We start from the raw sequence: 12,246 nt of genomic DNA, 5'->3' as shown, positions 1-12,246 counted from the left end.
ACTAACAGGCAGCTATCCTTACCGCCCTGGGCTGAAGCCCAGGGTTATTAACTGAGCGAACTGAAGGACTAAAGTCCTTGTTCGCTTTTTCTACTCATAGCTTCCCATTAAGCCTCAGCCCTAAACCAGCCAGTCACTAAAAGATACTTTCTTTACCTCTCTCCTTTTTTTAAAAAACCCAAAAAGCAAAACCAGCCTTTAGATATGGCCCTTCTCTACAAAAACAATTGAGCAAAGCAGTAGATCATAATTTGAGGCCCTTTAGGGCTGACTCCATTGGATTAGCCTAGGGGCTTGTCCCTAGGCGACGAATAGCAGGCGGCAAAGCCGCCATGGCCGAAGGCCAAACGGCCTAGCGATGTGAAAGGGGGCGGCGAAGCCGCAGACCAAGGCCGTCAGGCCGCAGGGCCGAGCAGACCTGCGAGCCCTGAAACGTAGCGCCCGCAGCTTGCTGCGGGAGGCCCCAAAACAGCAGCGAGCTGTGACAACCAGCCTCGAAGAGGCGCCAGTTCGATGACCAACGGGAATAAACGACAACAAGCCCTTTAGGGCGCAGTTCGACGACCGAAGGGAGTAACCGCCCGCAGCTTGCTGCGGGAGGCCCCAAAAACAGCACTAAAAAAAAACATTTTCAAAAAAAGAGGCAAAAAAATTTGACTTTAGGGGAAAAGCTGCATCTTCAATGCGGAAATCATTACTTCATGCTGCAATTCAAGACAAATTGCATCTAATTCCCTCATTAAGATATGTCTATACCCAAAAGCCAAGCTGCCCAAATCATTCAGCCCGGCCATTTTGAAGCCGACAGACACTGGTATCCCAAAGCATTAAATGCGACCATTCACCCTATGGTGAACTTCTTTTTGAACTTAGATCAGGAGCGGATTTTAAGACGCTATTGCCATATTCACCCCAAAGTAAGCTACGATAGCTTGCGGACCATTCTCAACTATCAGCCGCAGCAGTTTCGCTGGGCGGGGGCCGACCTCATTCATGTGACCACCGAAAAGGGGAACCGCAAAATGGTGGTGATTGAGACCAACTCTTGTCCCTCTGGCCAAAAATCTATGCCCCTGACCGATGATTTTCAGGAGCAAGGCGGTTATCGTTTACTCATGGAAAAAACCTTTGCCCCCCTACTCAAAAGAGGAAAAGTAAAGGGAGGTTTGGCCGTTATTTATGACAAAAACCCCATGGAAGCCTCTGGCTATGCCGCTGCTATGGCCGATGTGATGCAAGAAAAGGTCTATTATGTGGCTTTTCCCAAAGATGATCCCGATCCCTCGGTTCGTTTTGTGGATGCCCAAATGGAAGTTCGAGATGCAGAGGGGAACTGGCAGCCCATTCGGGCGGCTTTCCGCTACCTCACTCAGCGGCCTTGGGACCGTCTGCCGATTTATAGCAAGACCAAAATTCTCAATCCGTCTATTGCCTGTTTGGCTGGTGGACGCAACAAAATGGTGGCCGCCAAAGCCTACGACATTTACAACTCAGAAATTGCCGATTCGGGCCTCAATATCCTTACGCCCGAAACCATTTGGGACGTCTCTAAGAATGAGATTCCGCTTTGGGTCCGCAAACTAGGTGGACAAGCCGTGATCAAGGTGCCTTATAGCAATGCGGGGCAGGGTGTTTATACCATTGTGAGCCAAAAAGAGCTAGATGATTTCATGGCGCAAGAATTTGAGTACGATCAATTTATTGTACAGAGCTTGATTGGTAACTACAACTGGAGCTCGACCAGTAAATTGGGAAAACTCTATCATGTGGGCACCTTGCCCAATGCCAAAGGACAAAGCTTTGTGGCTGATCTTCGCGTAATGGTTCAGGCCACCGCAGACGGAATTCGCCCGCTTTGCGTCTATGCTCGTCGAGCGGCCCTCCCCTTGGCCCAAGAACTCATTGATGGGACCGACTCTTGGGGCATGCTAGGCACCAACCTCTCGATCAAGCGAGAAGATGGGGGTTGGGACAGCGATACCAACCGTTTGATTTTGATGGACCGCAGAGACTTTAATAAATTGGGGGTAGGTCTAGATGACTTGATTGAAGCCTACATTCAGACCACACTTTCAATGATTGCCATTGATAAAATGGCCAGCACACTACTCAACAGCAAAGGGCGGATGCGTACAAAGCTATTTGAATCGCTAAACAACGACAGCCAGCTCCTCAACCAAATTCTACACTAATCTATGTCTTATAAAATCCTCATCCTCACGGATCCTAGTCGCCATACAGCGACCAACTCTCTTTATGGTTTGGCCCGAACCCTTAGCCAACATTCTAAGGTAGCGGCGGTGCATCTAGCGAGTAGAGCCTTGACCCAAAATGCCCCTTTTTTCTATCAGATGAGTAGCCAGCAACTGCAGCTGGCCGAAGTAAAGGCGGATTTTGCCTTTAGGGAGGACCAAAGCTGTTTTGCGCCTAGCTTTTCCGGCCAATTGAGTGATTATGATTTTATCTTTCTTCGTCTGCCCCGCCCCCTAGCCGATGGTTTTTTGGAGTGGTTGGGGCAGGTTTTTCCAGAAGAACGAATTATTAACCGCCCTTCGGGGATTTTGCAAACCAGCTCCAAAGCTTTTTTGCTAGAGATTGCTGAGCATTGCCCGCCGATGGCAAGAATTCGCTCTTTGGCAGAATTAGAGGCCTTTAAGGCTCGCTTTCCAATTGTGCTCAAGCCTTTGCTCAACTATGGCGGACAGGGCGTTTTGCGCATTCTCGACGATTATGTTTGGGAGGGCAACAACAAACAACCCTATGCCGAATGGGCCAGCCAACAAAAGGAGCTCGATTATCTGGGCATGGAGTATATGCAGCGAGTGGCCGAGGGCGACAAGCGCATTGTCGTTTGTAATGGAAAAATTATTACGGCCGCCCTGCGTTTTCCGGCCAAAGATTCTTGGATGTGCAATGTGGCACAGGGCGGACATGCCGAAGCCAGTCAGGCTAGCCCCGAAGAAAAAGCCATGGTGGCCGCCCTCCACCCTATTCTTCAGGAAAAAGGCATCTTATTGTATGGGCTCGATACCCTGATGGGGGCAGATGGCCAGCGCCTACTGTCCGAACTCAACACCTTGAGTATTGGCGGCATTGCTCCTGCGGGAGCAGCGGCCCTAAACGATACGATAGAGGGACTTATTCACTACTTTGATTCTATTTAATGAAAGCAGCTAAAATCAAGCAACTCGATCTGGATCTTCTAGAAAAAGGGAAGATCTACCGCTTTTGGCTCAGCCTTACCTCCGATGGCTTTGGCGACCCTTTGTCTATTCCCATTTTTGTGGCGCAGGGCGCCAAGCCTGGGCCTATATTGGGCCTAAGTTCGGCCATTCATGGCAATGAGATTAACGGGATTCCCGTAATTCAGCAACTATTTAGAGAGCTAGACCCCAACCAACTTTCTGGGACCATTTTGGCTGCGCCTGTGGTCAATATTCCCTCTTTTCTCCGAAAACGCCGTCGGTTTCAGGACAATGTAGACCTCAACCACATTATGCCGGGCAAAGCTCGGGGCAATGTGAGTCAGGCCTATGCCTATGCTTTTTTCCACAAATTTGTAGAGCAGGTCGACTATCTCATTGATTTTCATACGGCTAGTTTTGGCCGCATCAACTCCTATTACATTCGGGCCGACATGAGCAATCAGGTCAGTGCTGAAATGGCTCGTCGGCAGAACCCGCAGATTATCTTGCACAACCCCGCCGTCAATGGCACCTTAAGAGGGGCGGCCGAGGCAATTGGGATTCCTGCCATCACCTTAGAGTTGGGCAACCCCAATGTATTTCAGCCGGCCATCATTGCCCAAAGTCTCGAGGGCGTTTACAATGTTTTGGCCATGCTCAATATGTTCGATCATGCCTATGAATCTCAGGAGGGGGCCAACATTCCCGTTTGTCAGTCCTCCAAATGGATTTACACTCGCAAGGGCGGGCTTTTGCATGTTCACCCCAAAGTGACCGATTATATTGAAAAGGGGCAGCTCATTGCGCATCAGGAAAACATCTTTGGCGATCGCATTGCGGAGTATCGCGCTCCGCAGGCGGGTATTATCATTGGCAAAAGCGTCAGTCCGGTCAATAGTTCTGGTGGCCGCATTTTGCATTTGGGCATTTTGAAGTAGTTTTTTTAGGGGCCTGCCGCCTTCGGCGGCCGGGCCCTTACAGGGCTCGCAGGTCTGCTCGGCCCTGCGGGCTTCGCCCTTGGTCTGCCGCTGCGCGGCCCCCTTTCAGGCCCCTAGGCCGACGGGCCTTCGGCCCTTTTAACTGTAGGTTGAAACCTACAGCCATACAACAACCCCATTCTACATCTATAGTGCGGAGAGGATTAAAATCCTCTACCGCTTTGAACAAAGGTTATTTTTTCTTCGGTAGTTTTGGTTTTTTATTTCCCCATAAATTTCATAGGAACCCTAGGGCCAAGGCCCTAGGCTATTGAAAAAATCGTCATCCCCTCATTCGAGGGGATTTTTCTTTGCGGTTGTGGTTGGACGGTTATTGTTTTTCTTAGAGCTAAATTTTTTCCATTTTCCAGCAAAGAAGGGCTTTAGCCTGCCAGTTTGCATAGGCCCAAAAGCATAGGCTTTAGCCCATGATCCCAAAACTACCCAACCGCTAAAAGACGCTTTCTTTTCCTCCTCCTTTTTTAAAAGGTCCAAGAAAAGTTGAGGGACTAATATTAAAATCTTGTATCTGCCCTTTCCTGCGCCTAGGGACAAGCCCCTAGGCTAGCTTTTTCAGACAGCCCTCTGCGAGGGCCTTTGGATATGGCCCTTCTCTGCAATCACAACAGAGCAAAGCCGTAAATCATAATTTGAGGCCCTTTAGGGCTGACTCCATGGGATTAGCCTAGGGGCTTGTCCCTAGGCTATGAACAGCAGGCGGCTTCGCCGCCATGGCCGAAGGCCAAACGGCCTAGCGATGTGCAGGGGGGGCCGTAGGCCAGACCAAGCGGGCGCAGCCCGCGCAGGGCCGAGCGAGCAGCGAGCCCCGAAACGTAGCGCCCGCCGAAGGCGGGAGGCCCCAAAAAATCGCTCTACTTCCTTAGAGAGGAAGAGCTCCAATGGCCATATTTAAGCTCAACTTTATATTGGTTTTCCATATCAACTTTATATTCTAGTAGGTTTTTAAACATTTTAGTGGGATAAAATTCGGCATGATTACTATCACAGCTAAACGTTAACTCACATCTTGAGCTTAGCCTTAAAACTCCATCCTCAAAATTAACTGTTTGGGGTTCATTGCTCCACTCAAAACAGTCCTCATAGATATAGGAAAAGGAATTTAAATGAAAAACATTTGTTTGATCATCCAGCAAGTGTACTCCATATAAATAAGACTTATTCCGAAAAACATTCCTACTAAGGATTATTGAGTCCCCATAGTAGTATACCTTATCAGAACTAACTAAGACCAATGTTTCGCCTGATGCCAAAGGAATTACACAAGCGGCTCCACCTAAAGAAGAGGCTAAATCAGCACAAAACAGCACTTCATAAACTTTCTTCCCTTCTCCAAAGTCTACTTCATTTATATTCTCTATACACTCCTTAGACAAACTAGGAATAGTTGAGCACAACAGAGCACTAACACTATCCCTTGGAGTATAGTAGTCTACTTTTCGTAGGTTAATTTGACTAGGGGCAAAACTATAATAACTTTCTTTTTGCTCTAGATAAAATGCTAAGTAGTCCTCTTTAGGCCTATCGTTTTTTGAACTACAAGCCCCTAGCAAGAGTAATGCTATCAGTCTTATAAACCAGCCTTTTATCCTAATCATATATTTTTCTAATTTAGGTAGATATATATCTGTACGCTAGTTGTTTTTTATCAAGCCAGCCATCAAAACAGCGAGCCACTCCCTTATACTATTTCTATTTGCAGTTTAGCGGGCAGTGGCTGATCATTTTCTAGCAGCAAAAGACGGTGGCCTTTTGGAACGATTAGAGCTTGCTGACTTAAAGGAGGCAAATCTTTTATTTGAGTGGGCTGGTCCATTTCATGGGCCAAGGTATAATACTTTAGGCTAGGCCCCTCAATATGGCGCAAATGGATTTCCTCGCCTCCTTTTAGCTGCTCTTGAAATTGGGCCAAGCGGCTATGGGGGGCTAAATCTAGCATAATTACTCGCTCTTCTTGGCTAGAGGCGGCTTTAGTTTTGGTTTTTGCTCGAAAATAATGCAGACTATAGAATTTTTCTACCTGATGTAGTTCCTGATAGTAGTATCCTTTAAGTCGACAAAATACGGCATACAACCCTTGGGCCAACTGCAGTCGTTCTTTTTCTAAGCGTTTAGCATTAACCGAGTTATAAGCCTTGAACCCCTGTTGCTGAATACGCAAAGCCTGCAATTGCTGGCCAAAAGCCAAAACCGTTTGGCCCAGCTGCTGAAGTTGGGGCTCGGCCAATAGGCGTTCTCCTAAACTGAGGACAGCCTCAATCCGTAACTCATAAGTTTCTCGGTGAAAAGGCTTTCTTCCGTAGGGAAAAAACTTCTTATATCGGTTGTCATCAATATCATAGACCAGCTGAATTTGAGCATCCCAGCGGCGAATCAAGCGAGAAGACAGCAGATTTATCTTCTCTGTAAAATCAGCCGTCTTTTGTGCGCCTTCTATACGATCCTGATTCGTTTTGCGGTACTGGGCCACAAAAGCCTGATAATAGGGCAATAAAAATAACCATAAATCTTCTAAAAAAGGGTCTTGGCTGGCCATCGACTCTAGCTTGCGCAAATGATCGGAGGCGAGTAGATACATCTTTCGGCTAGAATTCTTGGTACTGCTAATAAAAAAATTGATCAATTGAGACCAACTGACTAAATCGTCCATAATTTTGGGCTTTAAATACTTAGAAATACATTAACGTTATTAATATACAGTCGGCAAATGATAAAGTCAAGGCCCAGGATAAAAAAAGTAACTTTTAGAGCTACTTTTTTTATAAAATTACGGCTTTAGTTATTGAGGAAAAGCTATTTTTCTTCTCTTTAGGCTTTTCGGCTCGGCAGTTTTGGTCTGCATTCTTCTGCAAATCGGGACTTCTTTTAGCGAGCAGGCTCCCTTTTAGAAGACAAGGAGCTGTTCCCGCTAAATAATTACATCTCGCTGATGACAAGGAGCTCTCCTCACAAAATAATTACTCCCTGCAGGTGACAAGGAGCTATCCTCACAAAATAATTAGATCCTGCAGGTGACAAGGAGCTCTCCTCACAAAATAATTACTCCCTGCAGGTGACAAGGAGCTATCCTCACAAAATAATTAGATCCTGCTGATGGCAAGGAGCTGTTTTTGCAAAAGCAACTAGGCTATGCTGAAGTTTTTAGTCTATTGTTTCTTGCTGATATGGATTGTAGAGTAGTTCTGCGGGCAAAAAAATGGCCTAAGCGGTATGCTTAGGCCGTTTTTGGGAGATGTATTCCGAATAAGTTCTAAGCATACTTACCACAAAAAATGTTCTTATTTGGAGACAGTTGAAGAAAACACTATATTACATGGCGTAAGATCATTAGTTAGTTATTTTCACTAAACAAATCATGAACATAAAACACTTTTCAGTCCATTTTAAAGGTGGACCTAGTTTCGTCAACCTCCCCTTTATTAAAAACACTTTAATGCTGGTTGGGAGTAATGGAGAAGGTAAAAGTCGTGTATTAAAAAGCTTTTACTTATTTCTTACTGGACAATGGGAAATACTTCAAACTTTATCTGTAGAGTCAGCAGAAATGCAGTTCGAAGATGACTCTACATTACAGTTTAACAGTAATCATCTTAATGTAAATCAGGATGCTTTACAAAGTGCTTTCTTAAAAGAACAACCCAGATCAAATGATAGCTGGCAAGAAATAGTACACAACTACGAGAAGCAAAAAGCAGGGAGTCTACTTACACTCAAGCAATACCTTATAAAATATGAAGCCATTCTTACAGAAAGCTATGACTTTCCGCCAAACCTTATAAACAAGATCCTTACTCATGCAGAAGGAACACAACGCCTCGAACTAGATAAACAATTAACTCAAAAACTATCCTTGTCAAAGGAAAACAGTTTACTGATCTTATACTATCCTACATACAGACAGAGTGAACGTTCCTTTTCTGAAGTGTTTCCAAGTCTAAAAGGCAGTCTAGCTACAGCTATCTTTAACAAGTACTCTAAATTCATCTCTCCAGAAGAAAATCTAAGTGAAGACTTTGAAGATACAGAAGATGCAAATGAAGACTTTGAAGAGAATAGTATCCAATCTTTTATAGGTGATGAGCTAGAAGAATATTACAGTAAAAACCAAAATAGACAAACCTCTGATAATATTGATCATCTAAGCTATGAGGAGGTAATTAACTTTGGAGGGGAGCCACTTTATCAACAGATTATCCTAAGTGAAGAACAAGCTGAAGAAAGAAGTGCCTTACTTAAGCAACTTTTAGGAACTTATTTCCCTAGTCTTTTATCAAAAATAAGCTTAGAGACTACTGAGCTTCAAGAAGATGTGCTCCAACAATTTAACCAGCTTTCTTCAGGAGAAAAACAGCTGCTTGCCTTCTTAATTCCGTTAATATATGCCAAAGAAAAGCGTATCTATATGGTCATTGATGAGCCAGAGATTTCGTTTAACGGAAACTGGCAGGAGTCCTTTATCAAATCACTTGATGAGCTGACAAAAGACCATTTGGTAGAAGAAGTTGAACCTACTGAGTCAATAAGTATACTTAATAAAAAACTAGTAGGTATCTTTTTAGCCAGTCATTCCCCTTTTCTAATCACAGAGGATTACGATAGTTATTTATGGGGAGTAAATAGATTTAAAACTAATTCACCTATCTAAAACCTAAGTCAAAGTGACTACAAAAGACAAACAAGCTCATACTTTTAGAAACCAAAGTACCGCAAGAAAAGCTATTTTTGATCTTGAATACAATATTCAACCCATCACAAAAGGTTCATATAAAATTATATGTGTTGTCGAGGGAATAGATGATATCCCTTTTTATAGACCTTTTGTTCACGAAATATTTTGCAATAAAATTGAATCACTATCCACTTTAGATGTTGGTTTTTTAATTAGCTCTGGTAAAGCTGAAAACCTTGCATTGCACAAAACAATCAAAAAAAACCCAGCTAAATATTCTGGAAAGCATACAATTTATTATATGCACTTTGTAGATAGAGATTTTGATCAACTATTATGTACACTTAACCACAAGTTAAAAACCTCTTCTGATATATCCTACATTGATGAGTCGACTAAAGCTAGAAATTTATTTCTCACAAAATACTATTCCTTTGAAAGCTACTTTCTAGAAACATTGCCTAATATTAAAGGAAGTACTTTTGATCGTCTCTTAGAACGTATTAGGGAATACTACACTATGAAGAATTCTAATGCTAAAACTGAAAATAAAAAAATAATAGCAGGCTGCAAGCTTTTGAGTCGAGATGATTTCTCCTCAAAAATAGCTCCTCTAAAATCAGAGGGAGAGCAAGTACTCAATTTCATCAGAAAAATAGGATCTCTTCAACTTCTAAAACACAAATTAGAAGTTGAGCATAAAATAAAGGTAGAAATACAGGATGAAGACAGCAAAAAAAAGCCCACTATATACAAAGAGTTATTATCCAATGCTAGTCAAGAAAGTATTAACAATGCTTTTAAAAATGCCTACCCTAATTTAAATGAGCTCAACTCAATTATTTCCCAAAACAAGTCACATCCAAACAGCACACTAATACAAAATGAATATGAAACTATTCTACAAAAAACATCAGATCTAAGCTATTTAAGCATATTTAAAGGTAAAGAAAATCAATACTTATACAAGTACCTTATTGGAGAATTTATAAAAAAAGACAGAGTTAATTCCATGCAACCGTTGGCATTTTTGACTCCCAAATCTGCGGGAATAACAAATAACTTAACCTATTACTTCCACCAAGAAAGAATCTTCCCCCAAGACATCAAGGATTTCTTGGAAGAAAACTACAAACAATTTATAAACGAACAATCAGCATAGAATATGAGTGATATAAAGTATAAAACACTCCGATCAGTATTAGATGAAGGACTTTTCACTATTCCAAACTACCAAAGAGGCTATAGCTGGAAAGAAAAACACTTAGAAGACCTATGGAAAGACATAAATAGGCTATACAAAAGAATATACCATAAAAAAGGAGATAAAAAAAAGGAAAATTTTTACCATTATACAGGGTCTTTATTGGTCACTTGTGTTGATGAAAATAAATATCCACTCATCTGGAAAGAAAAATGGTGGGGGGGGATGAGTAGCCTAAAAGTTTATGATATAGTAGATGGTCAACAACGCCTAACAAGCATTCTTATATTTTTATTAACCTTGTACGAGCGAGGTAATAAGTCTAAATATGTTCTAAAGAATCCAGCTAATGGACAACCACTTCAAGGAGAATACATTGGGTTTGGTCTTAATTTATTCATCATGAATGATGATGAAAAAAAATTTAAATTATCATACTACAGTGAAAACCCTTTAAATGAATATCTTACCAAAACTATATTTCAAGATATACCCACTACTGTTCAAGCTAGTGTATATGCAGAGAAATTAGACATGGCTAAAAAGTTTTGGCGAACCAAAGTTGATTCTCATATTGACACTGAAGATAAATTCCAAGCCTATTGTCAGTTAATAATGAATCACCTCAAATTTGACTTTCGAGAAATTGATTCTGAGTTAAATACTCACATGATTTTTGAAACAGTTAATAGTCGAGGAAAAGCTTTATCAAATTTAGAAAAACTCAAAAATAGATTACTCTATTTGTGCTCTCTTAAGACACAAGTAGCTGCTAGTAGTGACGAAAAAGTCAACTCTACAATTAAAGTAGTCAATAGTAGTTGGACAAAAATTTATGAGCTACTGGGTAAACACCCTCGGTTATTTGAAACGGATGATGCCCTACTAAATAACCATTGGATTGCAACAGATTCTTTTTCAAAAGAGAAAGAGCCTTATAAAAAAGCGCTCTTTGATGTAATATTTGATGTCGATAAGAATTTTCCTGCAGAGTTGGATTTCCCTACAGGCGGCAGCGAAATGATTGACAAAATTAGTCACTATGCACTTTCACTAAAGCGTGCAGCTAGATTTTGGTACTTAATCCGTCATCCTGAAGATGCTTGGAATGATAAAGATCGTGAGATTTTGTTTCCAAATTATAGTAAGGAGATTTTTGTTCGATTAAAACGGATTATAGATTTACAGAATAGCAATTTTACGCCTTTTTTCTTAGCTAACTTTATGGCAATTGAGGAAGAACGGGACTTAAATGGCTTAGATGGAGCTCTGAAGTATTTAAAAATATTAGAAGCCTTCACTCTACTAATCTACAAAGTATCGGGACGCCGTTCTTTTACTGGACGCAGCCACTTTAGAAACCTAGCATCTCATTACTATAATTGTAGAATCTCAATGGACAATCTCAATTCCAAATCTTTCAAGGAGAGAAGAGTTAATGATATTGACCAGCATATGACAAAAGTAATCTCTGATTGGGTGATTCCACCTAATGGATATCTAAGATATAACCAACTTAAGTTAAGTCTAGAAGAGAGTTTTCGCAATGAGTCTGGATATGAAAGTTACAACAAACTGTCCCATATCCTTAGTCGCTTCTATTATGAAGAAAAAGTTTCAGGTTTGGAAAAACTAAACTTAGCCGAAAATGGCGAAGCCGTACAGCTTTATAATGAACAAGACTTACATGATGCAAACTGGAAGACCGCTAACAAAAGTATTAAAGCTCATTACAGCCTAGGCAACTACTACTACCTCACTGGTGATAAATTGAAAGAATTTAGATCGGCTCTATCCATAGAAGATAAAAAGAATATTTTAGCTGAAGCTGGTTACGAAGATATTATTGACTGTACTAAAGAAGATTTTGCCAAACGAGGAATCAAAATCTGGAAATACATTTTACTTAATGCATATGCCGATGAAGGTCAAGAATTAGATATTGACTTCGCAAAAGATGACGAAAAACTTCGAGGTCTTTTATTCCTAGATCGATAATGAATTGTAGAGAAAAGTCTATAAGCTTGTATTTGCTTATAGGCTTTTCTTTAATCGTCCAATTAGCAACAAACAAACGGCACAGCCGCCACAAAGGAGCGAAGCGACTGGCCTAGCGATGGTAGGCAGTGCGGCAAAGCCGCAGACCAAGCAAAAACTTGTTTTTGCGCAGGGCCGAGCGAACAGCGAGCTGCC

The 12,246-nt window shown here is 41.9% G+C and carries 9 protein-coding genes; 6 read left to right on the top strand and 3 right to left on the bottom strand.

Going from position 1 to position 12,246, the window contains the following annotated elements; genetic code table 11:
• Positions 1-746 precede the first annotated feature (746 nt).
• From SGRA_RS16475 to SGRA_RS16465, 3 genes are read left to right on the top strand one after another with little or no spacing between them, the layout of a single operon-like run.
• Positions 747-2,192 (top strand): ATP-grasp domain-containing protein, encoded by a 1,446-nt coding sequence (locus tag SGRA_RS16475; RefSeq protein WP_015693927.1) that lies wholly within the window; start codon positions 747-749, stop codon positions 2,190-2,192.
• A gap of 3 nt (positions 2,193-2,195) precedes the next feature.
• Positions 2,196-3,164, top strand: a complete 969-nt coding sequence (locus tag SGRA_RS16470) for an ATP-grasp domain-containing protein (RefSeq protein ID WP_015693926.1) — start codon at positions 2,196-2,198, stop codon at positions 3,162-3,164.
• Positions 3,164-4,123: a succinylglutamate desuccinylase/aspartoacylase family protein gene (locus SGRA_RS16465; RefSeq protein ID WP_015693925.1), complete on the top strand. Its 960-nt coding sequence runs from the start codon at positions 3,164-3,166 to the stop codon at positions 4,121-4,123. Before SGRA_RS16470 ends, SGRA_RS16465 begins: the two co-directional genes overlap by 1 nt.
• 37 nt (positions 4,124-4,160) lie before the next feature.
• On the opposite strand, the gene SGRA_RS24180 is transcribed toward SGRA_RS16465, so the two are convergent.
• The 3 genes from SGRA_RS24180 to SGRA_RS16445 form a co-directional block, all read right to left on the bottom strand.
• Positions 4,161-4,352, bottom strand: coding sequence for a hypothetical protein (locus tag SGRA_RS24180; protein WP_015693924.1), 192 nt, complete (start codon positions 4,350-4,352; stop codon positions 4,161-4,163).
• Positions 4,353-5,034: 682 nt separating this feature from the next.
• Positions 5,035-5,778, bottom strand: coding sequence for a hypothetical protein (locus tag SGRA_RS16450; RefSeq protein ID WP_015693922.1), 744 nt, complete (start codon positions 5,776-5,778; stop codon positions 5,035-5,037).
• A gap of 83 nt (positions 5,779-5,861) precedes the next feature.
• Positions 5,862-6,830 (bottom strand): hypothetical protein, encoded by a 969-nt coding sequence (locus SGRA_RS16445; protein ID WP_015693921.1) that lies wholly within the window; start codon positions 6,828-6,830, stop codon positions 5,862-5,864.
• A gap of 705 nt (positions 6,831-7,535) precedes the next feature.
• Between SGRA_RS16445 and SGRA_RS16440 the strand changes: the two genes are divergently transcribed.
• The 3 genes from SGRA_RS16440 to SGRA_RS16430 are packed head-to-tail and all read left to right on the top strand — an operon-like array spanning position 7,536 to position 12,051.
• Complete coding sequence (locus tag SGRA_RS16440) at positions 7,536-8,825, top strand: AAA family ATPase (RefSeq protein ID WP_015693920.1); 1,290 nt, start codon at positions 7,536-7,538, stop codon at positions 8,823-8,825.
• 13 nt (positions 8,826-8,838) lie between these two features.
• The gene (locus SGRA_RS16435) at positions 8,839-10,011 is read left to right on the top strand and encodes a hypothetical protein (protein WP_015693919.1); all 1,173 of its coding nucleotides are present in this window, start codon (positions 8,839-8,841) and stop codon (positions 10,009-10,011) included.
• Between the two features lie 3 nt (positions 10,012-10,014).
• Entirely contained in the window at positions 10,015-12,051 is a 2,037-nt protein-coding gene (locus SGRA_RS16430; protein ID WP_015693918.1) for a DUF262 domain-containing protein, read from the top strand.
• The last annotated feature ends 195 nt before the right edge of the window (positions 12,052-12,246 follow it).

This window comes from Saprospira grandis str. Lewin, from assembly GCF_000250635.1.
Lineage (GTDB): Bacteria > Bacteroidota > Bacteroidia > Chitinophagales > Saprospiraceae > Saprospira > Saprospira grandis.
Note: the sequence above shows the minus strand (reverse complement) of the source record. Positions and strands in the feature narration are given on the sequence as shown.